The sequence below is a fragment of the Streptomyces sp. NPDC040405 genome (assembly GCF_055595765.1).
Genome location: NZ_JBVIVI010000022.1, coordinates 1 through 26,938, shown reverse-complemented (window position 1 = coordinate 26,938; position 26,938 = coordinate 1). Strand labels below are relative to the sequence as shown.

25 protein-coding genes and 2 pseudogenes are annotated in these 26,938 nt (G+C 69.1%); 18 read left to right on the top strand and 9 right to left on the bottom strand.

All coding sequences use genetic code 11. The annotated features are described in order from the left end of the window. The first annotated feature begins 535 nt into the window (after positions 1 to 535). From ACZ59A_RS42820 to ACZ59A_RS42765, 12 genes are all read left to right on the top strand, one after another. Complete coding sequence (locus ACZ59A_RS42820) at positions 536 to 1,078, top strand: hypothetical protein (RefSeq protein WP_470970740.1); 543 nt, start codon at positions 536 to 538, stop codon at positions 1,076 to 1,078. Continuing rightward, positions 1,036 to 1,941: an ATP/GTP-binding protein gene (locus ACZ59A_RS42815; protein WP_470970738.1), complete on the top strand. Its 906-nt coding sequence runs from the start codon at positions 1,036 to 1,038 to the stop codon at positions 1,939 to 1,941. Before ACZ59A_RS42820 ends, ACZ59A_RS42815 begins: the two co-directional genes overlap by 43 nt. Positions 1,942 to 2,029: 88 nt before the next feature. Beyond that, positions 2,030 to 2,650 (top strand): CpaB family protein, encoded by a 621-nt coding sequence (locus ACZ59A_RS42810; RefSeq protein ID WP_470970735.1) that lies wholly within the window; start codon positions 2,030 to 2,032, stop codon positions 2,648 to 2,650. Continuing rightward, the gene (locus ACZ59A_RS42805; RefSeq protein WP_470970733.1) at positions 2,650 to 3,489 is read left to right on the top strand and encodes a hypothetical protein; all 840 of its coding nucleotides are present in this window, start codon (positions 2,650 to 2,652) and stop codon (positions 3,487 to 3,489) included. Before ACZ59A_RS42810 ends, ACZ59A_RS42805 begins: the two co-directional genes overlap by 1 nt. Before the next feature lie 124 nt (positions 3,490 to 3,613). After that, the gene (locus ACZ59A_RS42800; RefSeq protein ID WP_470970731.1) at positions 3,614 to 5,008 is read left to right on the top strand and encodes a CpaF family protein; all 1,395 of its coding nucleotides are present in this window, start codon (positions 3,614 to 3,616) and stop codon (positions 5,006 to 5,008) included. Beyond that, positions 5,005 to 5,931, top strand: coding sequence for a type II secretion system F family protein (locus tag ACZ59A_RS42795; RefSeq protein WP_470970728.1), 927 nt, complete (start codon positions 5,005 to 5,007; stop codon positions 5,929 to 5,931). Before ACZ59A_RS42800 ends, ACZ59A_RS42795 begins: the two co-directional genes overlap by 4 nt. Then, a complete protein-coding gene (locus tag ACZ59A_RS42790) occupies positions 5,928 to 6,812 on the top strand; it encodes a type II secretion system F family protein (RefSeq protein ID WP_470970726.1) in 885 nt (294 codons plus the stop codon). Before ACZ59A_RS42795 ends, ACZ59A_RS42790 begins: the two co-directional genes overlap by 4 nt. A gap of 60 nt (positions 6,813 to 6,872) precedes the next feature. Beyond that, a complete protein-coding gene (locus tag ACZ59A_RS42785) occupies positions 6,873 to 7,082 on the top strand; it encodes a hypothetical protein (protein WP_470970723.1) in 210 nt (69 codons plus the stop codon). 11 nt (positions 7,083 to 7,093) lie between these two features. Further along, entirely contained in the window at positions 7,094 to 7,510 is a 417-nt protein-coding gene (locus tag ACZ59A_RS42780) for a TadE/TadG family type IV pilus assembly protein (RefSeq protein WP_470970720.1), read from the top strand. Between the two features lies 1 nt (position 7,511). Then, a complete protein-coding gene (locus ACZ59A_RS42775) occupies positions 7,512 to 7,958 on the top strand; it encodes a TadE/TadG family type IV pilus assembly protein (RefSeq protein WP_470970718.1) in 447 nt (148 codons plus the stop codon). 2 nt (positions 7,959 to 7,960) lie between these two features. Then, positions 7,961 to 8,443, top strand: a complete 483-nt coding sequence (locus ACZ59A_RS42770) for a Tad domain-containing protein (protein WP_470970715.1) — start codon at positions 7,961 to 7,963, stop codon at positions 8,441 to 8,443. Continuing rightward, entirely contained in the window at positions 8,444 to 11,758 is a 3,315-nt protein-coding gene (locus ACZ59A_RS42765; RefSeq protein WP_470970712.1) for a BTAD domain-containing putative transcriptional regulator, read from the top strand. An 800-nt stretch (positions 11,759 to 12,558) separates the two neighbouring features. Here the strand turns inward: ACZ59A_RS42765 and ACZ59A_RS42760 are convergent. From ACZ59A_RS42760 to ACZ59A_RS42730, 7 genes are all read right to left on the bottom strand, one after another. Next, positions 12,559 to 14,367, bottom strand: coding sequence for a DUF2637 domain-containing protein (locus ACZ59A_RS42760; RefSeq protein WP_470970710.1), 1,809 nt, complete (start codon positions 14,365 to 14,367; stop codon positions 12,559 to 12,561). Positions 14,368 to 14,780: 413 nt separating this feature from the next. Next, on the bottom strand, positions 14,781 to 15,197 hold the full coding sequence (locus tag ACZ59A_RS42755; RefSeq protein WP_470970707.1) for a helix-turn-helix domain-containing protein: 417 nt from the start codon (positions 15,195 to 15,197) through the stop codon (positions 14,781 to 14,783). A 260-nt stretch (positions 15,198 to 15,457) separates the two neighbouring features. Next, positions 15,458 to 17,587 (bottom strand): tetratricopeptide repeat protein, encoded by a 2,130-nt coding sequence (locus ACZ59A_RS42750; RefSeq protein ID WP_470970705.1) that lies wholly within the window; start codon positions 17,585 to 17,587, stop codon positions 15,458 to 15,460. Positions 17,588 to 17,848: 261 nt separating this feature from the next. Further along, positions 17,849 to 18,442, bottom strand: a complete 594-nt coding sequence (locus ACZ59A_RS42745) for a class I SAM-dependent methyltransferase (RefSeq protein WP_470970703.1) — start codon at positions 18,440 to 18,442, stop codon at positions 17,849 to 17,851. Then, entirely contained in the window at positions 18,439 to 19,059 is a 621-nt protein-coding gene (locus ACZ59A_RS42740; RefSeq protein ID WP_470970700.1) for a hypothetical protein, read from the bottom strand. The genes ACZ59A_RS42745 and ACZ59A_RS42740 overlap by 4 nt, the downstream gene beginning before the upstream one ends. A 444-nt stretch (positions 19,060 to 19,503) precedes the next feature. Beyond that, a complete protein-coding gene (locus tag ACZ59A_RS42735; protein WP_470970698.1) occupies positions 19,504 to 19,755 on the bottom strand; it encodes a hypothetical protein in 252 nt (83 codons plus the stop codon). Positions 19,756 to 20,225: 470 nt separating this feature from the next. After that, positions 20,226 to 20,645: an ATP-binding protein gene (locus tag ACZ59A_RS42730; protein WP_470970695.1), complete on the bottom strand. Its 420-nt coding sequence runs from the start codon at positions 20,643 to 20,645 to the stop codon at positions 20,226 to 20,228. 541 nt (positions 20,646 to 21,186) lie between these two features. Between ACZ59A_RS42730 and ACZ59A_RS42725 the strand changes: the two genes are divergently transcribed. From ACZ59A_RS42725 to ACZ59A_RS42710, 4 genes are all read left to right on the top strand, one after another. Then, on the top strand, positions 21,187 to 22,095 hold the full coding sequence (locus ACZ59A_RS42725; protein ID WP_470970693.1) for a helix-turn-helix domain-containing protein: 909 nt from the start codon (positions 21,187 to 21,189) through the stop codon (positions 22,093 to 22,095). Positions 22,096 to 22,104: 9 nt separating this feature from the next. Beyond that, positions 22,105 to 22,308 carry a DUF397 domain-containing protein gene (locus ACZ59A_RS42720; RefSeq protein ID WP_470970691.1) on the top strand — a complete coding sequence of 68 codons (204 nt, stop codon included), beginning with the start codon at positions 22,105 to 22,107 and terminating at the stop codon, positions 22,306 to 22,308. 203 nt (positions 22,309 to 22,511) lie between these two features. Next, a complete protein-coding gene (locus ACZ59A_RS42715) occupies positions 22,512 to 23,909 on the top strand; it encodes a helix-turn-helix domain-containing protein (RefSeq protein ID WP_470970688.1) in 1,398 nt (465 codons plus the stop codon). Continuing rightward, the gene (locus ACZ59A_RS42710; RefSeq protein WP_470970686.1) at positions 23,906 to 24,790 is read left to right on the top strand and encodes a phosphotransferase family protein; all 885 of its coding nucleotides are present in this window, start codon (positions 23,906 to 23,908) and stop codon (positions 24,788 to 24,790) included. The genes ACZ59A_RS42715 and ACZ59A_RS42710 overlap by 4 nt, the downstream gene beginning before the upstream one ends. Positions 24,791 to 24,941: 151 nt before the next feature. Here ACZ59A_RS42710 and ACZ59A_RS42705 read toward each other — a convergent pair. Together ACZ59A_RS42705 and ACZ59A_RS42700 are read right to left on the bottom strand one after the other, a co-directional pair. Then, positions 24,942 to 25,224, bottom strand: a pseudogene (locus ACZ59A_RS42705) (short-chain fatty acyl-CoA regulator family protein); the annotation flags it as partial. Positions 25,225 to 25,246: 22 nt separating this feature from the next. After that, a pseudogene (locus ACZ59A_RS42700) lies at positions 25,247 to 25,684 on the bottom strand (IS5 family transposase); the annotation flags it as partial. Positions 25,685 to 25,753: 69 nt separating this feature from the next. Here ACZ59A_RS42700 and ACZ59A_RS42695 point away from each other — a divergent pair. Next, complete coding sequence (locus ACZ59A_RS42695; RefSeq protein ID WP_470970684.1) at positions 25,754 to 25,951, top strand: hypothetical protein; 198 nt, start codon at positions 25,754 to 25,756, stop codon at positions 25,949 to 25,951. A 263-nt stretch (positions 25,952 to 26,214) separates the two neighbouring features. After that, entirely contained in the window at positions 26,215 to 26,919 is a 705-nt protein-coding gene (locus ACZ59A_RS42690) for a hypothetical protein (RefSeq protein WP_470970683.1), read from the top strand. Positions 26,920 to 26,938 lie beyond the last annotated feature (19 nt).

Genomic DNA, 26,938 nt, shown 5'->3' with positions numbered 1-26,938 from the left:
GACAATCCCGGCACGTCTTTTACTCTATGTAGCAGAGTGACTACTAAAATCGCGAGCGTCCAGCCGCAAGTGCGATTCGCAATTCTCGATACGCGTGGGCACGCGTGCGACCGATAGACAAAGGCAGGGGTGACGTGCCCGTGGACAGTCCGGCCGGGGCATGGACCGGGGCTCCACAAGACGCGGTCGCCGGATCTACGCACGCTGCTGTCCTACTTCGGCGCGGGCGAGGCGGGGACCCGCGGGCTGGTGGATCTGGCGGAGCGGACTGTGCCAGAGCGATGGCTCGGCGCCAGGCGGGCCTCGCCATCCTCATGCCGGGCATCTGCGCCACCAACTCCTGGAAACCCGACCCCGACAGCCGTCCGGGCACGGCGGCCGATCCCGCGTTCACGCCCCACTCATGTACAAGCCATGGCCGCTCCCCCCGAGCCGCTACCACTGGCGGCCCAACACCGCGTTTAAGGCAGGCCCTGTGACAGCACCCCTCGCATCAGTCCACCCCGCTGCTCACCGCTGCTCACTACTCGCAGCCGTGGCAGCAGTCGCCGTGGCCGTCTCCGGTTGTGGCGGCGACACCGAGACGAAGGACGACACGAAAGAACCGTCGACCTCCGCGTCCCCATCTCCGGCGCCAGATTCCACCCGGGCAGTCGATCCGCAGCAGGCGGTGAAGAAGAACATCCTCACCGCCTATGGCCACTTCTGGAGGGAGCAGGTCGAGGCCTACGCCAATGCCTCCTCCGAAGGCACCGACCTGACCCGCTACGCCACCGGAAACGCCCTCAGCCGGGCCGAGAGCGACCTGATGACCCTGAAGAAGGCGGGCAACGTGCTCACCGGCAAACCCCGCCACGACGCCCAAGTCACCGACCTTGACCTGGGGCGGAGGGTCCCCGCAGCCACGCTGAACGACTGCCTGGACGTCTCCGGCTGGAAGACGAAGAACCGCAAAACGGGGGAAACGCTGCCCGCCCCCAAGGGCCAGCTCAAGAAGTACGCAGCAACGGTCAAAGCGGAGAAGTGGGGGAAGGAATGGAAAATCTTGGACGTGAAGCCACAAAACACCACCTGCTGATCCTCGGCGCAGCCGCCGCCCTTGTGCTGTCCGCGTCCGCCACCGCCCGCGCAGACGATCCCAGCGGGGGCCGCGCCGAAGTCGGCGACTGCACGGGCCAGGTCTCCTACGTGTGCGTCGGCGCCGCCGATCCCGGCAGCACCGCACCGGACCAGCCCGCGCACCGCCCGAAACCGTCGCACCGCGACGTCGACAAACCCCCGGTCAGGCCGGAGTGCGTCGTATCGAAGCTCGTTCCGCAGCCGCCCGCAGGCAGCGAGCTGTGGCAGGGACACTCCCCGGACAGCGGCGCGATCTACATCCGCCCGTGCGCGATGCCCGGCGACGGCAGCATAGCCACCGAGGACATCGTCGGCCAGGCGTTCTGGGCCGCCGACGAGCCCTCAGCCGTCAACCCGGCCGTCCTGGCACAGCAGGCCGTCGACAAGATGAAACTGGCCGGGCCGGACATCATCAGCCCGGACACGGCGGGGCGGTGGACGGTGGGTGTACCGGTGTGGATGCACGTCGGAAAGTCGCCCTCGACATACGGGCCGACCTCGGCGTCGGCCTCGGCCGGGACGGTGACCGTGACGGCAACCGCCAAGGTCAAGCGCATCAAGTGGGCCATGGGTGACGGGAAGACCGTCACCTGCGCGGGGGCCGGGACGGCATACCGCAAGGCGTTCGGCAACAGGACGTCGCCGGACTGCGGACATACCTATGCGCGGACCTCGGCGGCGAAGCCCGAGAAGAAGTTCACGGTGACCGCGACCGCCACCTGGTCGGTGGCGTGGAACGGCGGCGGGCAGTCAGGAGTACTCACCGAAGTCCGGGGCTCGCAGGTCGAGGTGTCGGTCGGCGAGTTGCAGGCACTCGGCTGAGGCCGGTACCGGGAAGGATCGAGAGTTGAACAAGTCGAAAGACCGTAGTGCCCAGGCGCCCGGGGTGCCCGCGCGGCCGACAGGACCGGTGCCTCCCCCGCGAGTGTCGGCTCGGCGCAGACGACCAGGTCTGATCGCCCTGGCGGTGGTGCTGATCACCGGTGGCGGAGCGGGCGGTGCGGTGTTACTGATGGAGAGCGGGCAGCGCACCGAGGTGGTGACCGTGATCCGGCATGTGCCGGTCGGGCAGGTGGTCACCGACCGAGACCTGGGCAAGGCGTCGGTTGCGCTGGATCCGGCGGTCAAGGCGGTGAAGTCCGCGGACCGGGCCGGTGTGGTGGGCAAGCGGGCAGCGGTGGAGCTGACGCCGGGGTCGCTGCTGTTCAGCGGGCAGGTGACTGGGAGTTCGCTGGTCAAGTCCGGTGAGCAGGTGGTGCCGATGGGGCTGAAGCCTGAGCAGGTACCGGCCAGCCATCTGGCGCCGGGCCAGCGGGTGCACATCGTGCAAGTGCCGGGTGAGGACCAGGATACGGGCGAGACCCAGCGGCAGCCGATCCCGGCGCACGTGGTGAAGGTCGGTGCCCCCTCGCCAGGTACCGGGTCGGTGGTTGTCGACGTCGCCGCGGCGCGGTCCCAGGCTCCGGCGCTGGCCTCGTGGGTGTCCACCGGCGATGTCCGGCTGCTGATCGACGCGCAGGGCGGTTCGTGATGGCCGTGATCGCGCTGGCGGGCAGCAGTGGTGCTCCCGGGGTGACGACGACCGCGCTGGCGCTGCTGCTGTCCTGGCCGCTGGATCCGGGGCGGCGGGTGGTGCTGGCGGAGTGCGATCCCGACGGCGGAGCAGTGCTGTACGGGATCTTGCAGGGTTCGCTGGGCGACCGGTACGGGCTGCGGAATCTCTCGGTCGCGGCCCGCAAGGGTGAGCTGCCCGAGGCGTTCTGGCGGCAGCTCGTCGGCGTCACCGACGACGGCCGGACTGCTCAGCCGACGAATGACCGTCTCGTGCTGCCCGGCATCACCCATCCTGCGCAGGCGGCCGCCCTGGCGCCGGCCTGGGAGCAACTGGCTGCGCTGTTCGCGGGAATCGAGCAGCACCCGGAGTATCCGCATGACGTACTCATCGACCTCGGCCGTGGCGGAGCGTTCGGCTCGTCGGCGGTGTTGGCGCAACGGGCGGATCTGCTGGTGATGGTGGCGCGGTCCACGATGCGCGGGATTCAGTCGGTGCAGATGCGGATCGAGGCGTTGCAGGAGCGGGTCGGTGAGGTCGGGCTGCTGCTGGTGGAGGAGGGGCCGTATTCGACCCGTGAGGTACAGAAGCTGCTGAGGGTGCCGGTCATGGCCACGCTCCCCTACTCGCCGGGGCTGGCCCGGGTGCTGTCGGACGGGGTGGAGCAGCCGCGGCACTTCGAGCGCAGCGAGCTGATGCGTGCCGCCGCGGGGGCAACGACGCCGCTGCGGCAGCGGGTTGCGCTGCGGCGAGCGCGTCTGGCGCCGCGCGGCGGTCCGTCGACCGGTGGCGGGGAGGTGATTGCTGGTGCGTGGTAAGCCTTTGCATCCGGATCCGAGCGTGCGTGTGCCGCGGCCGTGGAGTGGTCCGGCCGCGGCGACTGGATCGGAGCGCGTGGAGCGGGGTGCCGGTGCGCCGGTGGGCGCGGCGCAGTCTCCCGTGATGGGCGGTCCGGTGCCGCAGCTGGTGGTCGATCGTCAGGCCGTCGCGTTGGTCAAGGACCGGGTGGCCCGGCAGGTCACGGAGTACCGCAAAGGTCAGCCGTATGTGGCGGCGGCGAGCGTGGAGCAGCGGGCCCGGGACTGGATCAACGCGGCGGTGGCGGAGTGGTCGGACGCGGCGGCAGCCGAGCGCGGGGTCAGCCCGGCTCCGGCGGAGGACGCGGCGCTGGCCCGTGCGGTGTTCGACGAGCTGTTCCGGGCGGGGCGTCTTCAGCCGCATCTGGACAACGAGTTGGTGGAGAACATCTTCATCAACGGCCCTGGCGAGGTGTGGCTGGACCTGGCCGGGGGGCGGCGGGAGCGGGTGGCGCCGGTGGCGGACTCGGAGGAGGAGCTGCTGGAGCTGCTGCGGCGTCTGGCCAGTGCGGACGACGGGCAGAGCGAGCGCACCTTGACCACCGCCAGCCCGATGCTCGCGCTGAGGCTGAAGGACGGGTCGCGGCTGCAGGCGGTCACGGCGGTGAGCCCGCAGACGTATGTGACGATCCGCAGGCACCGGGTGCAGGATGCGGATCTGGGCGACATGGTGCGGCTGGGCGCGATCAACCCCACGCTGGCGGCATTCTTGTCGGCTTGTGTGAAGGCGGAGAAGAACGTACTGATCGCCGGTCCGCAAGCGGCCGGGAAGACTTCGTTGATGCGCGCCTTGCTCAAGGAGATCGACCCTGACGAGCGGTTCGCAACCATCGAGACCGAGTTCGAGCTGTTCGCGCACACCGACGGCTTCCACCAGCAGGTGGTGGCGATGGAGGCGCGCGAGTCCAACGGGGAGCGTGGTCCGGACGGGCGGGCGACCGGCGAGATCACACTGATGGACCTGATGTACCGGGCGCTGCGGATGTCGCTGTCGCGGATCGTGGTGGGAGAGGTGCGCGGCCCGGAGATCGTGGCCATGTTGCAGGCGATGACCAACGGGCAGGGTGGCAATCTGTGCACGCTGCATGCCTCGGACCCGTCGGTGGTCTTCGACCGGATCGCCGAGCTGTATCTGCTGGCCCAGGGCAACATGAGCGAACATCTGGCGTACCGGCAGGCCGCCAACGGGCTCGACTTCATCGTTTACGTGCGGATGCTGGACGAGACGAAGATCGGCGGGTCCCGTCACCGGTACGTGTCCCATGTGCTGGAGGTGACCGGGACCGGGGAGTACGGGCGTCCCGCAACCAACGCGATCTTCACGCCGGGTGAGGAGTTCGGCGAAGTGCGGGCGGTGCCACGGATGTATCCGGCGTGCATCGCAGACCTGCGGCGGGTGGGGTTCGGCGACCATCTGCTCAGCCCGTCGTACGACAGCTGGGCCGGGCAGCCGCTGTCGCTGAAGGTGGGGGCGGCGTGACGGCGCTGGTGATGGTGGCGTGCGGCATGGCCGATATCGGCGGTCTGGTGGCGCTGGCCGTTGGCCTGGCCGGTACGACCGCTCCCCCGCGGCCGGGCCTGCTGGCCCGGTGGCATGCCCGGAGCGCCGGTCGGCCGGATCCGGTGGAGCAACGGATGCGGCGGCGGGCCCGCTGGGCGGCCGGTGGCGTACTCGGGCTGGCGGTCTGGCTGGTGACCGGCGTGTTCGTGGCCGGTGCTCTCGTGGGGCTCGTGGTGGTGGGAGTGCCCTGGCTGCTGTCGCCCACCCACTCCTCGCAGGTCCGCATCGTGCAGCTGGAGGCGCTGAGTCACTGGGCGCGCCAGTTGGCTGATGGTCTGCGAGTGGGCCGGGGCTTGCAGCAGGCGCTCATCGCCAGCCGGAAGGGTGCTCCGGCCGTGCTGGAAGAGCCGGTCGCGGCCCTGGCGGACCGGCTCCAGCTCGGCTGGACGCCGGAGGACGCGCTGCGGGAGTTCGCCGACGAGCTGGGCGACATCACCGCGGACAAGGTGGTGGCCGCGCTACTTCTGTCGATCGCCGACCGCGGCCCGGGGCTGGCGCAGTCGCTGGAGGACCTGGCCGAGACAGTACGTGAGGAGGTCGGCAAGCGGCGCCAGATCGAAGCTGACCGGGCCAAGCCGCGGCAGACCGTGCGCTGGATGACGATCATCACCGTCGGAGTGGTCGGGCTCGGTTTCCTGGTGCCCGGTTACACCGCACCGTACGGGAGTCTGCTGGGCGAGCTGGTCTTGGCCGCGGTGTCCGCGGGGTTCATCGCCGTGCTGACGTGGATGCGGTCGCTGGCCGATCACCGGCCGGTGCCCCGGTTCCTGGTCGCTGACCCGCGCAGCCGGGTCCGCGTCGCCGCCGAGCCGGTTGCGGCCGAACCGTTGGAGGCGTCATGATCAATAGCGCTGCTGTGGTGGCCGGATGCGCTGCGGGGGCAGGCGTTGCCCTGCTGGTCCACGAGTTGCTGCGTCCGCAGCCGTCGTTGGCGGCGGCCCTGCGGCGTTCACCGCCGGAGGCCGCCGACTTGGGCGAGGAGCCCCGGGCCCGGGACGCGGTGTGGGGGCGGTGGCTGGTCGACCGGCTCGGTGGTCTGCCCGGTGTACGGATGCCGACCACGAATCTCGCGCTGCTGCGGCAGACCCCGGAGCGGTTCTTGCTGACCAAGGTCGCCTTGGCCGTGTTGGGGCTGCTGGCGCCGGTGGTGGCCGCGGCACCGTGGCTGCTGCTCGGGGCGGGGGTGCCCCTGTATGTGCCGGGCGTGGCTGGTCTGGCGGTCGCCGCCCTGCTGTGGGTCGTGCCGGATCTGCAAGTGCGGGACCAGGCCAAGCGCGCCCGGGAGGAGTTCGCCCACAGCATCACGGCCTACCTGGACCTGGTCGCGCTCAAGCGGGCTGGCGGCGCCGGGCCGACCGAGGCCATGGAGCGGGCGGCGGGCGTGGGGCAGGGGTGGCCGTTCCAGTTGCTCCAGCAGGCGCTACTGCGGGCGCGGGTCGACCGGATCGCACCGTGGGAAGCGCTGGAGGACCTCCACCGTGACCTGGAGCTTCCGGTCCTGGAGGACATCGCCGAGATCATGCGCCGGTCGGCGCATGACGGTGCCGCGGTCTACACGAGCTTGCGGGCCCGCGCGCTGAGTCTGCGGACCGAGCTGCTGGAGGCGCAGGCCGCCGAGGCGAACGCGGACAGCGAGAAGATGACCGCCCCCGGCGCCCTGCTGGCGGTACTGGTCATGCTGCTGATCGCGTTCCCGGCCGTCCTGCGCATCCTCACCGCCTGACCACCGCGCCCACCCGCGCGCTCACCAAGGACAAAAGGACAAAAAAGGGGAAGTGGAATCATGATTACGCGTTACCTCACCGCGAAGTCGGCCGTGTTCCTTGCCGCTTTGGACGAGCGGCTGGAGGAGGCCAGGAGCCGTCCCGACCGGGGCGACATCAGCATCACCACCGTCATCATCTGGGTGGCCAGCATCACCGGCGCCATCCTGATCGCCGGGACGATCGCTGCGGTGATCGCGAAGTACAACGGCAAGCTGTCAGGCATCTGATGGGCGCGGCCTTGCGACGCGTCTGGGGCCGGTGGAAACCCCGGCTGGCCGACGACCGCGGTGACGCCTCCGTCCAGATGGCCATCGTCTTCCCGGTCGTCATCCTGCTCACGGTCGCGGTCGTGCAGGCCAGCATGTGGTACTACGCCCGGGAGATCGCCCTGACCGCCGCGCGCGAAGGCGTCGCCGCGGGCCGCACTTACCAGGCCGGGCCCGGCGAAGGAGCGGCACGCGCCCGCCAGGTGCTGGAGCGCACCGCGGGGGACAGTCTGCGGGGTGCTTCGGTCTCGACGGGCGGGAGTACGCAGGAGCGGGTCCGCGTCCAGGTCCACGGGACGGCTCCGTCGATGTTGCCGTTCATGCCGGACCTGGCGGTCACCCAGTCCGCGTCCGGGCCGGTGGAACGCTTCACCACGCCGGGAGGCTGACGTGTCGCGCACGCTTCGTGATCGTCTCGCCGAGGACCGGGGCAGTGAGGCGGTCCAGGCCGCCATCATCACCCCGTTGCTGATCGGGTTTCTGTGTCTGGCGCTGGCCGGAGGCCGCCTGGTGGTCTCGGGCTCGAAAATCGACGCGGCGGCCGAGGATGCCGCGCGCGAGGCCTCGCTCGCGCGCTCGGCAGCCACCGCCCAGCAGGCGGCGCAGGCCGCCGCCGAGGAGTCCTTGTCCGACCAGGGCGTCAGCTGCGCGAGTACCAGCGTGGCGGTGGATACCAGTGGCCTCAGCGCCGCGCTGGGACAAGCGGGCTCGGTGACCGTGACCGTACGGTGCACGGTCGACCTCGCCGATCTGCTGCTGCCCGTTCCCGGGTCCCGCACGCTGGAGTCGTCCTTCACGTCCGTCGTCGACCAGTACCGGCAACGCGAAGGAGCCTGAGGATGCGAAAGATCCGCTGGAACCCGGCCCCGGCCCTCGTCGCGTTCTGCCGCGCCCGCCGCCCCAGGGGAGACCGGGGCGGCGTCTCAGCCTTCCTGGCCATCTGCGTCCTGCCGCTGCTGGCCATCATCGGCATCGCCGTCGACGGCGGCGGCAAAGCCCGGGCCGTGGAACGCGCAGATGCTCTGGCCACCGAAGCGGCCCGGGCCGGCGGCCAGGCCATCGACCCCGGCCAGGCCATCCCCGGCCATGCGCTCGTCGCTGACCCGCAGGCCGCCCAAGCTGCGGCCCGTTCTTATCTGCGGGCCACCGGCGTGACCGGCAGCGTCCGCGTCTCGCCCGACGGCCAGACCCTGACGGTGACCACCCGCACCACCTACGACACCAAGTTCCTGGCCGTCGTCGGAGTCACCTCGCTGGATGTCAGCGGACACGGTCAGGCCACCCTCCTCCACGGTGTCGACGCTCCCGAGGAAGGCCCGTAAATGCCCACTCCCCCGCCCCCGGCGCCCCGCCGCGCGGTCCTGCGTAGCCTGGCCAGCCTCCTGGTCCTGGCCGCGGCCGTCATCGGGCTTCCTGTCTTGCTGGCCATGGTCACCGGGCCCGTGTGGGACATCGCCCGCGACGACCTCCCACACCTCCTCGACCGTCAGGACACCGGAAGCGCCTTCCTCCTGGCGCTGATCGTGATTGCCTGGATCGCCTGGGGCCACTTCACGCTGTGCGTCCTGCTCGAGATCCCCGCCCAGCTCCGCGGCCGCGCACTGCGCCCCCGTCTCACCGTCAGCCGCCGCGCCGCCGCCACCCTCGTCAGCAGCATCCTCGTTCTGCTGCCCACCGGCACCGCGCTGGCCACTCCGGCATCGGCTACCGCTGCCCCGACCGCCGAGTCCACACCCGGTGCGCAAGCGGCCAACCACCACCAGGCCCCACACCGGACGGCCGAGCGCACCAGCGGGCAGCGCACCTACACCGTGCGCGACGCCCGCCCGGCCGAGAGCCTGTGGAGCATCGCGGAGAAGGAACTAGGCCGCGGCGAGCTCTGGACGACGATCGCCGAGCTGAACACCGGCCGCACCATGACCGACGGCGGCCGCTTCGACCCGGATGTCTTCCTCCAGCCCGGCTGGACACTGCTGCTGCCCCCCGCCGACCACTCCGACGGCTCTCCCCCGCAGCCGCACACCCCGACCCGCACCGTCACCGTCGCACCCGGCGACACCCTCTCCGCGATCGCCGAGACCCAGCTGGGAGACCCGGGCCGCTACGGCGAAATCTTCGACCTGAACCACAACCCCAACACCCCCAGCGCCCGCCCCCTCACCGACCCGGACCAGATCTACCCCGGCCAGCGACTCGCCCTCCCCACCTCCGACCCGTCCGCCGGAGACCGCCCCGCGCAACGCGACAGCGAACGGGCTCCCTCACAAGACCACGGAAACCGCGACTCCTCCCCCGTCCCGGGCAACTCCACGGCCCCCTCCCACCCCGGCCAGCAGACACCCAGCCCGGGCGCCAGCAACCGCTCGGACAACCCCTCACACCACCAACGCGGTGAGGGCAGCACAGAATCGGCACACCCACCGGCCACGGCGAAACCGACCGCCCCGGAACGGCAGCCACACCAGCCCGCCGCCGAACCCGCCGCGCACGCGGACGGCATCCAGATGCGCACCATCGCCGGTATCGGTGCCCTGCTAGCCGCCATCGTCATCGGCGGCCTCGGCATCCGGCGCCTGCTCCAGCAGCGCCGCCGCAAGCCCGGCGAGACCATCGCCATGCCCAAGGACACCAGCCGCCTGGAACAGGCCCTGACCGCCAGCGCCACCCCCGCCAGCGCCGAACTCCTCGACACCGCGCTGCGCACCCTCGCCCACCACGCCGACCAGACCGGCACGAGCCTGCCTCCGGTACGGGGCGCACGGGTCACCCCGCGGACCGTCGGCCTGCTTCCCGACGAACCCCTCGCCCCCCTGCCACCGTTCACCGCCGCCGAGGCGGGCTGGTGGACCCTCGACGAGCAAGCCAACCTCCTGGAGCCGGACCAGGCGCGCCAGGCCCCGGCCCCCTACCCGGGCCTGGCGACGCTCGGCGCCGACAACGACGGCAATCTGCACCTGGTCAACCTCCCCCAGCTGCGTACCCTGCTCATCGACGGAGACCCCGAGCAGGTCGCCGCTGTGTGCACGGCGATCGCGCTGGAGACGGGGATGAGCCCATGGGCGGACCAGGCCGACATCCTCCTCGTCGGGCTCGGCCGCGAGCTACCCCGCTTGCTGCCCACCAGCCGGGTCCGGCATCTCCCCCACGCCGCGGCCGCCGTCCGGGACCTGGGCGAGCGGCTCCTCGAAGCCCACCAGGAACCCGAACTCGGCGCCCAGCTGCCGTGGATGCTGATCTGCGCCACCCACATCAGGGAGAACGAGGCGTGGCAGCTGGCCGACGCGCTCGACAAGGCCCGGGGCCTGCGGGTCGCCGCGGTGCTTCCCGCCGACGGCATCAGCCAGCTCTTCCCCGATGCAGTCCGCGTGGACGCACGCTACCCCGGCGCCCCGCAGGAGCTGGAGGCCCTCGGCGTGCGGCTGCGCTTGCAGTCCATCTCCGCCGACGACTATCAGCAGCTCGTGGAGACACTCGCCGTCGCCGACGAACCCTCCCGCCCGGCTGCCGGTGTGTGGGAGAACGTGCCGTCCGAGCCCGACGACCCCACCGCGCCCTCCCTCCCGGACGGCGTGCAGGCGCCCCAAGAGGCTGCAGCCGCCGAGGACCAGCCGCCCCAGGAGGTTGCCTTCCCCGCCCTGCTCGGAGCCGTCGGCGACCCGGCTGGGCTCCGGCTCCTCTCCCCCGCCGCAGAACCTCAAGACGCCGATTCCGATGCCGACTCCCCCGACGCCCGGCCCGCCCCGGATCCCGCGGCCGCGGACCCTGCGGGCGAACAGCCCCAGGACACTGAGGACCCCGACGAAGCACGCCCGGACGGCGAGGCCGCGGTCCCAAGCGGGAACGACGGTACCGATCCCGGAACGGAAGCTCCTGCGGCACGCGATCTGCACGAACCGGAGATCCGGGTGCTCGGCCCCCTCGAAGTCACCGGCATCGGCGCCTCCGGCCACGGACCCAAGCTGTCCGAACTCGCTCTCCTGCTGTACTTCCGGCCGCACCGCGACGCCGTCGGCATCTGCGAGGCCATGGACCCTGTGACGCCATGGTCCACCGCCACCCTCAATTCCCGCATATACGGGCTACGCAACCGGCTCGGCACCGATACCGAGGGCAATCCGTACGTGCCGCGCCGGACGCGTGGATCCGACCCCTACCGCCTCTCCCCCGCTGTGCGCTGCGACTGGACCCGCTTCCAGCAGCTCGCCGAACGCGGGCTGGCCTCCGGCCCCACAGGCTCCGCTGTCAGCGACCTGGAACAGGCCCTCGGCCTGGTCCGCGGTAGGCCCCTCGGCGGCCGCGATCTCCCCTGGGCCGCGCCCCTGCAGCAGGAGATGATCAGCCGCATCGTGGACATCGCTCACACGCTGGCCACCTACCGCTTCGCCTACGGTTCACAGCACCACCTTGATGCCGCCCGCCGCGCCGTCGCCGTCGGCATCGACGCCGAGCCGTACGCGGAAATCCTCTACCGCGACTGGATGCGCATCGAACACCGAGCAGGCAACAGAGCCGGGCTCCACTCCGCCATCACCACCCTCCAGCAGGCCAACCGCGCCCTCGACCTCGACTTCGAGCCAGAGACCGAGGAACTGATCAAAACCCTCCTCACCGACACTCCCTCCAAGGACGTGGTGTAGAGCGCAAGGGAGCTGCGCAAACACCCCGGGTGTCGCGCCCGCCGATCCGGCCAGACCGAGCTGCGCAGTGCGCTGAGCTGCTTGCACAGCTCCTCCGCGCTCGTGCGAGCGTTCCCGCAAGATCAATTGCGCACTCTTCGCGCTCCGCATCCCCGACAACCGATCAGGCTGGCCCCCGCGAGCCAGTTACCGCTCGCCGCGCGTACGCGAGCAGTTCACGCCGGGCAGCGGACTCGTCCACCGGGAACCGGGTAGCCCACTCATTGCGCAGCTCCCCCACCCTGCGGACCACATCCTCGGCTTCGTCGGTCAGTCCTTCGCCCAGTTCCCGGACGGCCCCGCCAGCGCCTTGCCCGGTGACGACAGCCGGGCCATACAAGAGGTACGGCAGGTCCAGTCCCCGCCAGGCACAGGCCAACGCCCAAGCAGCCACGTTCACCGGGAGATGCATCTGTCTCCCAGCACCGTGCACAAGCACCAGTGCTTGCCGGTGGTAGACGCCCCGGTCGACAGGGCCCTCGATCAGCTCCTCTAGGGCGGCTCGCTGCGCAGTGGCCTCCCCGGGGAGGTCGACACGCCGCGAGCTGGCATCGGGGCCGATGCACAGTGCACGGACCCGCCTCGGATATCCATCGGGCTGCCCAGCAGGGGCAGGGACGGCCGGGGTCCGGTCTTGCCGGGCGAGAGCTCGTCCCGTTTGGTCGGTCACATCACCTCCAGGTGAAGGGAGTCGAAGGGGCTCTCGTGTAGTGCTGGTGCGTCCCGCAGGGGAAACGTCCGCGGTACAGCCAGCGCATCGATCAGTGCGTGGACGACCGCAGTTGGCGCCGCCGCTTGAACTCGGGCAGGAGGCGCTCCAGGTCTGCCACGGTCCACGGTGTGCCGCCGTTGTTTCGCATCAGCCTGCGATCAGCCAGCAGTTTCTCCAGCCCTTCTGCGGTCGGCTCCTGGCCATGGGACTTGGCGTGTTCGGCCCAGACCTCGTAGCAGAGGTACGAGGAGATGTACCGGCGCAGGGTGCTGGCGCTGACCGCCCTGCCGTTCCTGCCAGTGACGCCACGGGCGTGGAGCCACAAGGAGAGCTGCTCCCCGTTGGGAGGTTCACCATGCTTGTCGCGGTATTCGCGCCAGGCGGTGAAGTAGCGGTCCGCGACGGTCTCGCTGACAGAGAGACGCTTGTGCGCAAGCTGCTCGGGGGCCGGGCCGTGCTCGTCAGATGGGGCTGCTTCTGGTGACTGGGATTCGGCTGGCGGCGTGGTGCTGATGTGGTGCGGGCTTGATGGATCATTGATCGGGTGGTCTCTCCGGGGAGCAGGCGGCGGATCCTCAGAGCCCGGCTGGCTCTGGCGGCCCGGTTCTGGCATCCGGTCACGCTGCCCCGGCACAGCATGGCCACGATCATGCCCGTACATGGTCCGGGGAACCTCCCAGGGCCGGTCAGCGCCGACACCCATGGGTAGGCGCTCCTGCTTCCCCTCTGCCGAGCCTGGGGCAGGGGAGCCTTCATCGGCGGTTTCGCGGTACCGGTCCTCGTAGCCGTTGACGTAGCCGGTCAGCTCCTCGTTGCTGAGGTCGGCGACGCCGTAGGTCTCCCGCAGCCGCTGCCCGAACTGGTACGCCGAGGGGAAGCGTCCGTTGTCGGCGAGGTACTCGCGGTACGTAGCGTAGAACACCTCATCGCGCGCGACGTCGTGCGGCATCACCGCCGCGGCGCGTGGCCGCAGTAGCTCATCCTCGACATAAAGCTGCTCGTGCTGCTCCGCGGCATACCTGCGCTGGGGGCTTCCCGTGCCCCGCTGGAGCAGCGTGAGCGACGGGGCGTGGTGCGGGTGCCCCCGGGCCTCGACCGCCCCGTCCGCCGTCTCATGGCCCGGCTGGTGGGCCGCTTCCTCATTCGTCTTCGGCGCAGTCTCCCGAGCCGTAGTTGTCTCTCCTCGCAACGCGGCGGCGGGGGAGAAGGTGCTCGCTTCCAGCCCGGCCGCCTCGAGGCCCGCCGGGGCGGTGTCGGACAGCGGCACCCCGTAGCGCGCCAGCCGCAGCGGCATCAGCGCTTCCACCGGGGCCTTGCGGCGCCACTGCCGCCCGTAGCGGGCCTGCAGCCGGGTCTGGTAGACCAGCCGGTCCTGTTCCAGCCGGATGACCTCGTCGTAGCTGCGCAGCTCCCACAGCTTCATCCGGCGCCACAGCCGGAAGGTCGGGATGGGCGCCAGCAGCCAGCGGACGATGCGGACCGACTCCATGTGCCGGTCGGCGGTGATGTCGGCGATCCGGCCGATCGCGTGCCGGGCGGCCTCCACGGAGACCACGAAGAGCACCGGGATGACGCCGTGCATGCCGACGCCGATCGGGTCCGGCCAGGCGGCGGCGCCGTTGAAGGCGATGGTGGCCGCGGTCAGCATCCACGCGGTCTGGCGCAGCAGGGGGAAGGGGATGCGGATCCAGGTCAGCAGCAGATCCAGGGCCAGCAGGACGCAGATCCCGGCGTCGATCCCGATGGGGAAGACGTTGGAGAAGGCGCCGAAGCCCTTCTTCTCGGCGAGGTCGCGGACCGCGGTGTAGGACCCCGCGAAGCCGATCGCGGCGATCACCACCGCCCCGGCGACGACCACGCCGATCAGTATTCGATGCGTTCGGCTAAGCGCTACGGTCACCCTCCCTGCACTTGCAGTCACTACTGTCACCTCTTTCTTGCATAAACCCCCTGACTGGAATTCACATTCTCACGACGCGTCACGCGATTCTTGGAGGGTGAAATGGCGTGTGGTGGCACACGGGGTTGCGCACTCCCCCCATTCGCGCCGGTAGGGCACACCTGGAGCATCCGCTCTGCTCATGACACACAGAAGGCAGCACAACTGCGCGGCTCCGGCGCCTGCAGCTGGCGTGGCGGCCGCATCTATCCAATCGACTGGGACGAGGTGGTCGACGCAACGCACAGCTGTCCCTGGTCCGCAAGAACACGGGCCAGGGACAGCTGGAAGTGCCCGATAGGCGATTCGACCCCTGCCCGGAGGGCGGAAGCTCAGCTCCCGTCAGAACCGTTCACGATCCTGCTGCGCTTGGTACTCCGAGGCGCTGGACCCGGACGACGAATCTTGGTCCCCGCCTCGACAAGCAGACGGTAGGTGTGCACTTCGGAGAAACCAGCCTCCTCAGCCAGCTCACTGATCGAGGCCCCATCCTCGTACCGGTTCTTGAGCCTTGCTCCACACGCCTCGATCTGTGCCCTGCGATCTGCGGACTGTGCCCGAATTCCGACACTCCGCTGGTCACCCCCGCGACCGCGCATCACGGCCCCGCTTTCCACCAGGAGCCTGTTCATGAACCCGTAGGACCGTCCGGCCTCCTTGGCCAGGTCACGTATCGAAGCCCCAGCCTCGTACGCCACCTTGAAGTGCGCGGCCCACCTTGCCCGCTCCGCGCCAACTAGTCGCCGCACGGTCACCGCCTTGTGGCAAGCGCAGTGTTCGTCGCACAACACCACTGCGTGCCCCCAGCGCACGTGGTGTTCTTGCGTCCCCAAATTGACAGAACACCACGGATAATATTTTTGAGATTGATCAACAGATTCCTCTCATGAGGTCGGCCATTGTGGATACCGCGCGGGATTCGCGGCGATCAGCAGGATGTTGATCTGCGAGATGTGCCCTCCCGCGGGTGGTGGCGAGACCCGGCTCGGCCATCCGTCCCCCGGGTCTACTACGCCAGTTGGCCAAGGCACTGACGCACTCGCTCGGCGTCGTGTGGGTTGATCTGGTCGTACCGTTCCAGGGAGGCCGTGTAGTACTGGCTCGCATGGGCGGAATCTCCTTGTTCCTGGGCGGTGTGTCCGAGCATTTCCCATGTCCGGGCGATCCAGCGTGGCGAGTCGGTCTCCTCGAACTCCGTCCTGGCCTGGGTCAGCAGGTGCACCGCTCCGGGATAGTCGCCGGCGAGGGCGTGTGCTCGGCCCAGCCACGCCAGGGCGCGGGCGGCGTCGAAGAAGTCGCAGTCGGTCAGGACGGTGCGTGCGGTGATGAAGTGGTCCATGGCTTGGGGGATCTTCGTCGCCTCCAAGCGGATGCAGCCGAGGATGATGTCGGCGAGTGCCGCGCCCCGCCGGTCCCGCTGACCCAGCCGCATCTCCCGGGCCCGGAGCAGCAGCGGTTCGGCGTCGCTGCTCTGGCCCGTCGCGTAGCTGGTGACGCCCAGCTCGTAGAAGGCTTGGGCTTGCATCCGGTGGTCGTCGGCGGCGTCGGCCAGGGCCAGGACCTGACTGAAGCAGTCGGCGGCATCCCGGTATCGGCCGCTGGAGCGCAGGCCTACGCCCCGGGTGTTGAGCAGGACCCGCTCGGCCTCCTGAGCACCGCATCGGCTCGCGGCCCGGACGGCGATCGTGTGCGCCTCATCCCATAGTGTGTAGTTGTGGTGGCTGCGCCACCAGGGCCACATGGCGAGCACGAGCTGACAGGCCATCGCATCGATCCCGACTTCTTCGGCATGACGCACGCCCTGCATGAGGTTTTCGTGCTGGGCCTCCAGCCAGGCTCTGGCCCCGGAGTCGTCGGTGAACGGGATCAGCTCGGTAGGGGTGAGGTAGACGTAATCGCGGTCGAAGCGGCAGTGGCTGGAGGTCAGCCGCCTCTCGGTGTCAGTGGCGCAGACGAGGTACCAGTCCAGTAGGCGCCGCACGGCTTCTTGTCGGCCTTCGTCTTCGTGGGCGCGGGCGTGGTCGCGTACGGCGTCGTGGAACCGGTACACAGGGCCGCTCCGCCCCGGGAGCTGGCCGAGGTCTTCCAGCAGCTGGCCCGCTGCCAGCCTGTCCAGCAGCGTCGCGGCCTGCTCGCACGGGAGCACGCAGGCCACCGCGATCATGTCGGAGTCGACGTCGAGAGCAGGCAGCCAGGCGGACAGCCGATACACGCGGGCGGCAGAGAGCGGCAGTGCCTCGTAGGCCGTGTCCAACACAGTCTTCAAACGCTGGTGGGCGTGTCCGGGGGTGGCCGGTTCGCCTGACCCAGAGTTCATGTACTCGTTCCTTCGGGTGGTGTGGAGGGTGGCCAGGTGGGTGGCGGTGACGGTGATGGCCAGGGGAATGCCACCGGTCCGGGTCGCCAGCCGCCGCACGTGCCCGCGGGGCAGTCGTTCGGTGCCTGGGAAGCGGGTCAGCAGGTGTTCGGTGGCGTCCGGGTCCAGCGGGGGCAAGTGGCAGGGGACCGCGCCGTCCTGGAAGAGCTGGGGCAGCTGGTCCCGGCTGGTGACGACCACAACGTGTCCGTCGCCTCCCGGGAGGAGCGCCCGAACCTGGCTGGCGGTGGTGGCGTCGTCCAGGAGGACGGCGAGCGGCGGTTGCTGGGCGGTGATGGATCTCCACCACGCGGCCAGCTCCTCGGCGTCGCCGCTCAGCTCCCCCGGCCACAGGGCGCGCAGCAGGCGCCCCAGCGTCTCCGCCACGGTGGCCGGACCGCCGGGTGCGAAGCCACGCAGATTGACCTCGAGCTGTCCACCGGGGAACTCGGCAATCAGCTCGTGCAGCAGACGCGTAGCGAAGGCGGTCTTCCCCACCCCCGCGATGCCGCAGATCGAGAGGATGCGCGCACCGGTACGGGGCCCGTCGGCCAGCGATGCTGCCAGATCGCGCAGTTCACTCTCCCGGTCGGTGAAGGTGGCGAGCACCGGTTGAAGCTGGCGCGGTACCGGCAGACGCGGCGGAGGGCTGGTGTGGACGGTGACGCTCTGGATATCGCGAGCCTGGATACTGGTGCCGACGGTGGCGGGGCCGCTGACCGTGTTTGCCGTCGACGCGTGGTCCTCTCGTCTGGGCGGGGTGGCGTGAAGCACGAAGTGCATCTCCTGGGTGGCAACGGGGTGAGTGACCCCGGGGCGTGGGTGGAGGTCTCGGGGTGCCGGGCCCGGCCGCCGTCGCGTGCGTGACCAACGGCGACGGTGGCCGGGGCGCGCGCCGCGGGGGACGGCAGTCGCGCTCTCCTCCCTCTTGCGGAAGGAGACCCGGCGGAGGTCGTCCTTGGCGCGTGGCGCGGCACGCTGAGGACGACCGGTTGTGCCCGCTCGGTGCGTCGGGACAGTTCCTCCGGTGCACCGGGCAGTCGTCTAGGTGGCTGAGGCCCGTAGAACGAGGCAGGCCAGTGGGCCCCGCAGGTCATAGCGGACGACGCTCGCCCACCCGTGACCGAGGGTCGATATCTCCTGGTCGGTCATGCTGCCGGACTGGGACACGTTCTCCTCCACCAGCGGGATGACGGCGTACACACGGCCCCCGGGGCGAAGCCAGCAGTCACGGACTCGGTGGAGCCAAGTGCTCGGGTGGGAGAGGAAGGCCAGGACCAGGCGGCACACCACGAGGTCGATGCCGTGGTGCGGCAGCCCGGGTGGGTCACCGCGGTCGAGGTCGTGGTGAAGGTAGCGGAGGCCGGGCACAGTGGTGCGCCGAGCGGCTGTCAGCACCGTGTGGGCGAAATCGAGGCCCGTGACGTCGTACCCGAAGCGATGGACCTGGCGGGCGAACACACCGCTGCCGCAACCGGCATCCACGGCCACTCGCCTGTCCGGGACGAGGCAGTGGGTGCGAAAGCGCACCAGCTCGGTGTCCGTGATGAGCCGGAAAGCATGACCGTCCTCTGCCCACCTGTTCCACGTGCGCACCGAAGGGACGGTGTGGGCCGGGTGCTGGGAAGCGTCGGTCATGCCTTCGCCCTCCGCAGGGCCCTCGCAAGGCGACGGGCGGCGCGTGGGGTGACGCTGGCGACCTCCACAATGGCGTCTCCGTTGCAGCCGCCCTGCCGCGTGCAGGCGGGGTGGTACTCGACGTGAGCGTACTGGCCCGTGATCTCCTCGAAGGCTTGAGCGGTCCGTTCGGCGGTACTCTCGCCCGCGCTCCATTCGTCCAAGTCGCCCTCGCAAGTCTGCGCCGGGGCACCCAGCAAGTGAGCCAGACGGTCCGCTGTCCCGACCGTGAGGGTGCCGAGGTGGAATTGACCGCCCGAGATAGAGAGATCCGGCACCTCCAAAGCGTGCTTCGTGAAGGCGGCTCGCAGCTTGGCCTCCACCTCGTAGAGGGGGCGGTTGCCTTCACGGATCAGATCAGCGAGGTGCTGGACGCTGAGGTGGTCGGCGAGACCCATCTGGACTTGCGCGGTGCCCCCGACGATCTCGACCATCCCGGTCAGCATGCTCACACCCGCGATCCGAAGCTCCTTATCCAGTCGACTCTTGGCCTCGACAGCCTCCTTCCAGTACCTCTCGCCGTGGTCCGGGCCGGGGTCCGTCTCGGGCGGCGTTGTCTGATCGTTCGGAAAGGGCATGCGGTTTACTCCAAGCAGGCGTTCGTTGGTTCGTGCTGGGTGCGACCAGCCGGTCGTCACAGCGGCGCGTTCCCGGGAGGATCAGCCCTGCCTAACCTCTTCGGTCCGCTTCAGGGGTCGTCGTGGTCGTCTCGACCATGGGGAGCACGGAGACCAGGTGCACGGTCCACCTCCAGCAGGCATCAGAGGTGCGCACCTCAAGCACGTACGGCCTTCCGCTACGCAGTTCCTGAACCGCGATACCCGCGCCCTCGTGGTTACCGAGCCAGGCCCAGGAGACCGCGAAGGGCTCAGGCTCCAGGCGGGGTGCAACACGTCGGACCGCCTCCCGCATCCAGGTGATGGCGCGGCCGGGGAACGGCGTCATCCAGTCCTCGGCCACAACACGACCGGCGGTGGGACCGAGGTAGTCGGCGTGACACCAGTAGACGCGAGGCAAATGAGTCACGCCGACCGCCTCCCCGACAGCGACGGCACATCTCCGCACGTACCGCCCCGCGTCCCGTACGGAACGGCGTGCAGGTGGGCGCTCGCGGGCAGGTAGACAGGCCTGGCGGAGAACTCATAGATCGTGCGTCCCTCATCAACGAGGTGCACGTACATCGCTCCCTCGGAGATGCAAGCGATGGCCTGGTCCATCGCCCACCGGTCCTTCAGCCACGTGAAGGCGGCCCGCTGGGCGGCAATCTGATGCATGCCACATGCCATCCGCCGCACTCGAATGCGAAGCCGTGCGACAGCTCGCGCCGGCGTATCAGCGGACACACCACCGAACTGGAACCCCTCCAGAGATTCCCCGACCCCGGCCTGGAAGGCGGATACCTCCACCCAGTGACCCCCGGCACGGCACCGGGGGCGCCGGTGCCAGCTGTGCATCTCGTTCATGCCGCGGGCTCCCCCGAAGTCGTTCTGAGGCTGATCTCGAAGCACACGTCCTGCGGCTTGGCCGCAGGAGCGACCGCACTGCGGCCGAGGAAATCGGGTGTAGGTGTGGTCGCCGCGCACACCCGGATGGGGAGCAGATCGGCGACGGAGAGCCAGGGTTCCCCGAGAGCCACGACGCTCAGCTCCCGAAGCAAGCAGGCGAGCCGCCGGCCCAAAGCCCGCTCGTCGGTACCACCTACGGCTCGATAGCCAGGGCCGCCGCTCTCGGAAACGAAAGCGCGTCATGCCGATACCCACGCCGCCGCGTCCGCCACAGGGACGCGGAACCAGGTCGTACGGCCGTCGTCATCACTGCCCCACGTCGCGAGATCGGAGACGATGGCCATGCCCCGGCCGCCTTCCCGCTGTCCGTCCGGATCCGCGGGCCTCAGCACGGGCCGCTCGACGGATCCGTCGGTGACCTCGCCGATGACCTCGCCCTTCACGTACGAGAGCGTGAAGCTGACGCCCGTCCCTCCGCCATGCTGGATCGCGTTCGTGGCAACCTCGCTCACCAGCAACTGCACCACGTACACGGCATCCTCGGGGACGCCCCAATCGACCAAGGCAAGCCCCGCCAGCCTGCGGAGTTCTCCCACCTTCCGTGGATCGGCTGCGACAAACGCATGCACCGATTCACGAGGGGCTTCAGCCATGGACATCTCCTCCGGCCCTCTGGACGTGCAAGGGGACGTGGTAGAGGCGCGAGCGCTAGCAGATGTTGAGGGGGAGGTGCTGCGGGTACTCGCTTTCTCGTCTCTCCACTGCCCCGTCGATCCACCGGCGTTTCCCCGAACCGGGCTGCGGCGACCACGACGTGCAACGGAAGCGAGTCGGTGGCCAATCCGATGGGCGATGGCGCGTATCCCGACCATGTTCCGGAAGCCATCGAGGTGCTGGGGCCCCGATACCAGTGGGGCCGGCAAGCTGCGCATGCTCTGGGCCATCGCAGAAGTCCTTGTCTTGGGCGTTGCTCTCGGCTCGACCACTCGAAACGGTGCACTCGCTGCGCTCCGTAGCGACTGGATTGGAGTATGGCGCCGGGAACTCCCTCTATGTAACGCTCATCGCGTAAGTGTCCGCATGGGCGTTGCGTGCATATGCCAAGTCGTCACGCAGGGCTTGTTCCGCCCTGTAACTTTCTTGTAGCCCGCTACGCACAACCCGCAGAGACTGGATGGACTCGCCGAAGGGAGCACCGCGATGAGAGGAACGTCGACGAGATCGGCTGAGTCGACCGAAGGGGCCGACGAGGGGGCAGGGCCCACGGCACGGCGACGGCAGCTCGGCTTCCGGCTCCTGGCGCTGCGCGAGGCGCGCGGCTGGACGGCCGAGGAAGCCGGGCAACGAGCCGGTGTATCGAAGGCCACCGTCAGCCGTTACGAACGCGCCAAGGGCAATGTGCGGTGGAACCAGGTTGATCAGCTGTGCCGGGCTTACGGCGCCTCGGACGAGGAACGGGAGGTTCTGGTCGACCTCGCGAAGAACAGCAAGGTCACCGAAGGCTGGTGGGTCCCTTTCATGGGCAGGCTCCCAAGCCCGGTGCTGATGTTGTTCGCGCTGGAGGACGAGGCAACCCGCATCAGTCACTACTCGATCGGCGTGGTACCAGGTCTTCTGCAGACGCGTTCGTATGCCGAGGCCATCAAAGGCACCCCCGGGGTTGCTCCACCTCCGCCGGAAGTTGACGACTACCTGGACATCCGGATGAAGCGGCAGCAAATCCTCGACAGGAAGCCCGCTCCCACCTACCACGTGATCCTCGACGAAGCGGTGATTCGGCGTGTGGTCGGTGGCCCGGACGTGATGGCGGCACAGCTCGACTACCTGCTGGAGCACGGCCAGGAACCACACATCAGCGTCCAGGTGCTGCCTTTCGCGGCCGGCGCCTACAGCGCAGGACTCAACAGTCACATCCTCCTTGGCGGCTCGGACCCCTCGCTGGACGTCATCTACATCGAGAACCCGGCCGGCTCCCTGATCCTCGAGGAGCCCGGGGCCCGGGAGACGTACACGAGCGGCTTCGCCTTCCTGCGCCAGGAGGCGCTGGACCCCGACCTCTCGGCGAAACTTATCGCCGAGGCCCGTAAGACGCACCTGCGAAACCAATGAGGAAGCCCAGTGGCCGACCAGTTCCAGTCCGTGTGGTTCAAGAGCTCCTACAGCGGCTCGCCCAACGACGACTGCGTGGAGTGCAAATACACCCCGCAGACCATGCTTGTGCGCGATTCCAAGGACCCCGGCGGCCCGTCCCTCAGCGTGACTCCAATGACGTGGACGGACTTCACTCGCGCGCTGCGTGACGACCGCCTCTCCCCTCGCTAAAGGCCAGACCATGTCGAGCAGGCCCGGAATCCTTCCAGCAGGTTCCGGGCCTGTCGACGTAACAACCCCCGACCATCTGAAGACTGAGCCACTAACGCCGAGGAAACTGGCTCAGCCCGGAGCAACATCTTTCGAATTATCCAGCAATGCGGACAACCCAAGTCGAGGGCCCCGTCCGCATCAAGGCGTCGAGGGAGATGCCGATGCCACAGAAGCCAAAACCCCTGGACGACACGAAGTCGATGCGCGACTGGTGGGGCAAAGAACTACGCAACTGGCGCAAGGTGCGCGGCCTCTCGTCGGTGGCTCTGGGAGTGAAGGTGCACCTCAGCAGCACGACCATCGAGCGCATCGAGAAGAACGAACGTCCCTGTGACGCAGCACTGGCCAGCAAGCTCGATGACGCCCTGGAGGCTGGCGGCGCCTTGCGTAGGCTGTGGCGCCTTGTAGAGGAGGAAGCGGACAACCGCCGTGCTGATGCGGACAGCACTGGGTCCGCAAGGCCCGCGGACGTTCCGGAGATGCACACCATGGCCGCGGCGGCCGGAGGCCCTGCCGTCCACTGCGGCCGCAGCCCACTTCCCGTGGAACGCCGAGCCTTCCTCGCCGCCAGCGGCATGGCCGCCCTCGACCCAGCAGCATTCGCCGACCTGATCCCTCATGTCATCCAGACGCAGCTCCCCAAAACCGTCCGTGCCGAAGACATCGAAGAGGTCCAAGTCGCTGCCAACACCCTCGCCGGCTGGGACAACCTGTACGGCGGCGGAGGGATCGTGCGGGCATCGTCGATCGGCCAACTCGTATGGGCCAGGCGCCTCCTCGACGTCAGATGCCCCTCTCGTCTCCAGACGGACCTGTTCACCTCGGTCGGCCAGCTGGCCATCGTGATGGGCGCCAGCGCGTTCGACGCATACGAGCACGACGATGCCGCCCAGCTCTTCGACTTCGGCACATGGTGCGCCGAGACCGCCGACAACTGGCACTTGCGAGCGATGGCGCTCAGCTGGCGCTCCCGGCAGGCCGTCTGGCGTGGTTCCCCGGACGCAGGTCTGACCTACGCCGACAACGGGCTGGTGCGCGCCGACCGCCTCACGCCCCGGGAGCAGGCGGTGCTGCACAATGCCCGGGCCAGGGCCTGGGCGAAGCTGGGAGACCGCCAGGAAACCCTGATGGCCATCGGCCAGTCGGACGAGATCTTCAGCCTAGCCGGAGACGGCGAGGAGGCACCGTGGATGGGGTACTACGACACCGCCCAGCACCACGGGGATACCGGCCATGCGGCCTTCGACATCGTGCTCGGAGCCGACCAGTCGCCACAACTCGCTGTCAGTCGGCTGCAAACCGCGATCGACATGCACACCGATGCGTTCGTGCGTTCCCGGGCGCTGTCCGGTACCAAGCTCGCGACGCTGATCATGGCCATGGGTGATCCGCAGGAGGGCGTGTGGGTGGCCAACCGGGCGCTGGACGAGGCGGGCCGCCTGCGATCCAAGCGCGCTGTGACCGACATGCGGGACCTGGCGAAGGCATCCGCGAAACATGCCCGGAGGCCGGACGTAGCGGCACTGCGCGAGCGGATGAGGGCTACCGTCCTGGCATGACGACGGCACGCACCCAGCAGTCCTTCAGCCTCCTGCAGGACGTCACCGCTGCTGCGGGGATGTCCGCAGCAGGAGCGGAACCGATCAGACTCGCCGAGAACGATCTGTGGCGGCTCCCCGGCAGGATCGTCGTACGCATCGCCCGCGCCGGGCAGGAAGCCGCGGCGGCCCGCGAGGTCGCCGTGACCCGGTGGCTCGCCGAACACGACGTCGCAGCTGTCCGCCCACTGCCGATGGAGCAACCCGTGCACGCCGCAGGACGAGCCGCAACGTTCTGGGAAGAACTCCCGCCACATCGGCACGGCACCGAAGCCGACCTCGCTCCCCTACTGCGGCAGCTCCACGACCTGCCCAGGCCGTCGTTCCCCATCGGAACGCTGGACCCGTTCGTGCGAGTCGCCGACCGGCTGTCGAGGGCCCGGTGGGTCGGCGACGACGACCGAGGGTGGCTGCACGAGCGATGCGAAGCGCTCCAGCAGGAGTGGAGCCGCCTTCCCACCGGACGCCCCGCATGCGTGATCCATGGAGATGCCTGGACCGGCAACTGCGCCGTGACTCCCACCAGGACGGTCCTCATGGACTTCGAACGAACCTCGATAGGCCCGCCGGAGTGGGACCTGACCTCCACGGCGATCGAGTACGACACATTCGGTTCACTGTCCGAAGACACCTACCGCCGGTTCTGCGAGGCGTACGGATACGACGTGATGGCCTGGGATAGCTACCCAGCCCTGCGCGGCATCCGCGAACTCCGCCTCGTCACCTTTGCCTTGCAAGCCGCCGAACAGAACCCGAGGGCACTCGACCAGGCGCAGCACCGCCTCGCGTGCGTACGAGACCAGCGTGGCCCGCGGCCGTGGGGTTGGACCGCTGTCATCTGACGCGTCCGGATCACCGGCTCAGAAGGCGCACAGATACGAATCCGAGCGCATTGGCGACATCGTCCGTGGTGGCGTACAGCCTACAGAGCGGACCCCACCAGCAAGGCACAGGCCGACGGTGGACGAACATGTGATGACACCCTGCTGACTGCGGGGGCCGCGTCACCGGGTAGGGCACGAAGGTGCTGGTGTGCTGGTCGATCCAGAGGGAGTGGCCGAGGGGGGGCGGCGCGCTGAGGGCAGTCGAGGCGTTCGCAGGCCCGGCAGCCCATGCCGATGGGGGTGGCGGTGGAGGCGTTGTCGAGGTCGAGGCCGCTGGAGTAGACGAGGCGGTGGGCGTGGCGGATCTCGCAGCCCAGGCCAATGGCGAAGGTCTTGCCGGGTTCACCCCAGCCGCCCCGGTGCCGGGTGAGGGCGCGCGCGGTCCACAGGTAGCACTAGGGACTGTCCGGCGGATCAAGTCCGGAGCCATAAGCGGACTGCCGCGGCGGTGACTGTGCCGTGGAAGACGTAGGCCCTCTTGTCGTAGCGGGTGGCGACGGCTCGGGAGTTCTTGAGCCGGTTGATCGTCCGCTCGACCTCATTGCGGCGTTTGTAGGTCTCGCTGTCGAAACCGGCGGGTCGGCCGCCCTTGCTGCCCCGCCGTTTGCGGTTGGCCCGCTGGTCTTTGGGCTCGGGAATCGTGTGCTTGATCTGGCGTCTTCGCAGGTAGCGTCGGTTGCGCCGCGAGCTGTATGCCTTGTCGCCGCCCAGATGGTCCGGTCGGGTGCGAGGGTGACTGCCCTGCGGGCGGGGAACGCCGATCCGTTCGAGGACCTCGATCATCTGCGGTGCGTCGCCCCACTGACCGGGCGTGACTAGAAAGGCCATCGGCCGGCATCCGCCTTCACCCGCGGCCCCCTCTACCGCAACCACCTGACCGCCCAAGGAAGCTGGGCCCGGCGCCCAGCCGCCGACCTCGCCGTGACCGCCGAGCACTACAGCCCCTACGCGCCCGGAGAAGCCGCGGGATGGTGGGCCGCCCAGCGCTGGCTGCACACCGCGATGCCGAAGTACCGCGACGACCTCGTCGCGATCGCCGGACTGGCCTGCCCGCTGATGCCCGCCCAGCGGCCGTACCAGCTCGACATGCCCGCCGCCGCGCTGCCCGCGCCTGCCTGAGCTTGACTCTCTCGGGGATCTTGTAGCTGTCGAGGTCAGTCGTTGGCGGTCCGCCAGGAGGCCTCTCACAAGCTTCTTAACCTTGTGCAGCCGTGTTCATGTTCACATTTGGTACGCACCAATAGAAACGCTCGTCCCATTTGACTCTCTTGCTCGTCGATCCCGAACCCGCGTAGACAGGGCGGCAGCGTGACAAAAGAGACCTACGAAGCCGCGCCTCGGGGGCCACAACTGCATCGGGGCATCGGCATGAGAGGAACCACGTGCGCGTATCTCGTTACCGAGGAAGAAGACCCTCCGCGGTCTTACGTCGCATCGCCGTAGGAACCGCCACAGCCGCTCTGCTGCTGGGCTCGGGGGTTGCAACCGCAGCCAACAGCGATTTCACCCCCAACCCGAACCCGAACGCGCCTCCGTCGTCGAGGCCGGCCGCCGGGCCCGAGTCGCTAACCCAGGCAGGCAACCGCCCGGTCTCGGGCAAGAATCCGTCTGCGGGCCCGGACTTCAAGCAAGACGCGAAGAAGGTGTGGCAGGTCAACCGGACTATGGCCGTGCTTCGTAACACCGTCACCGACCCGGACGGCGACAAGGCGAACCTGAGCTTCGAGGTCTACTCAGTCGGCGCCGACGGCAAGCCGGACAAGCAGGTCAAGATCGAAGACAACGAGTACGGCGTCAAGGTCTCCCCCATGGTCGCCTCCGGGAAGCCCGCCGAGGTTACCGTGGATGCCAAGTGGCTTGCGCCTGGCAAGACCTACGCCTTCCACACCTCCGCTTACGACGGCGGCCTGTATGAGACCGACTGGTCGCCGTGGGCGACGTTCCGCATCCGCGACCGTGCGGTGGACATCAAGCTGCCGGAACCAGACAAGAACGCTGCTGCGGTCAGCTTAGAAGCCGTTGTCTTTCCGAGCGTGACTGCTGCGTTTCTGCTGGTCAGGCATAGTTCGTTTCTCGTGCGGCAGTGATGGCGTGTCGTGTTGTCTC

Coding starts and splice junctions, on each gene's coding strand:
- ACZ59A_RS42725 (WP_470970693.1), top strand. CDS start 21,187: ATGAGAGGAACGTCGACGAGATCGGCTGAGTCGACCGAAGGGGCCGAC.
- ACZ59A_RS42750 (WP_470970705.1), bottom strand. CDS start 17,587: ATGCACTTCGTGCTTCACGCCACCCCGCCCAGACGAGAGGACCACGCG.
- ACZ59A_RS42710 (WP_470970686.1), top strand. CDS start 23,906: ATGACGACGGCACGCACCCAGCAGTCCTTCAGCCTCCTGCAGGACGTC.
- ACZ59A_RS42735 (WP_470970698.1), bottom strand. CDS start 19,755: ATGCATCAGATTGCCGCCCAGCGGGCCGCCTTCACGTGGCTGAAGGAC.
- ACZ59A_RS42740 (WP_470970700.1), bottom strand. CDS start 19,059: ATGCCCTTTCCGAACGATCAGACAACGCCGCCCGAGACGGACCCCGGC.
- ACZ59A_RS42715 (WP_470970688.1), top strand. CDS start 22,512: ATGCCACAGAAGCCAAAACCCCTGGACGACACGAAGTCGATGCGCGAC.
- ACZ59A_RS42805 (WP_470970733.1), top strand. CDS start 2,650: ATGGCCGTGATCGCGCTGGCGGGCAGCAGTGGTGCTCCCGGGGTGACG.
- ACZ59A_RS42790 (WP_470970726.1), top strand. CDS start 5,928: ATGATCAATAGCGCTGCTGTGGTGGCCGGATGCGCTGCGGGGGCAGGC.
- ACZ59A_RS42770 (WP_470970715.1), top strand. CDS start 7,961: ATGCGAAAGATCCGCTGGAACCCGGCCCCGGCCCTCGTCGCGTTCTGC.
- ACZ59A_RS42785 (WP_470970723.1), top strand. CDS start 6,873: ATGATTACGCGTTACCTCACCGCGAAGTCGGCCGTGTTCCTTGCCGCT.
- ACZ59A_RS42815 (WP_470970738.1), top strand. CDS start 1,036: ATGGAAAATCTTGGACGTGAAGCCACAAAACACCACCTGCTGATCCTC.
- ACZ59A_RS42800 (WP_470970731.1), top strand. CDS start 3,614: ATGGGCGGTCCGGTGCCGCAGCTGGTGGTCGATCGTCAGGCCGTCGCG.
- ACZ59A_RS42765 (WP_470970712.1), top strand. CDS start 8,444: ATGCCCACTCCCCCGCCCCCGGCGCCCCGCCGCGCGGTCCTGCGTAGC.
- ACZ59A_RS42730 (WP_470970695.1), bottom strand. CDS start 20,645: ATGTCCATGGCTGAAGCCCCTCGTGAATCGGTGCATGCGTTTGTCGCA.
- ACZ59A_RS42745 (WP_470970703.1), bottom strand. CDS start 18,442: ATGACCGACGCTTCCCAGCACCCGGCCCACACCGTCCCTTCGGTGCGC.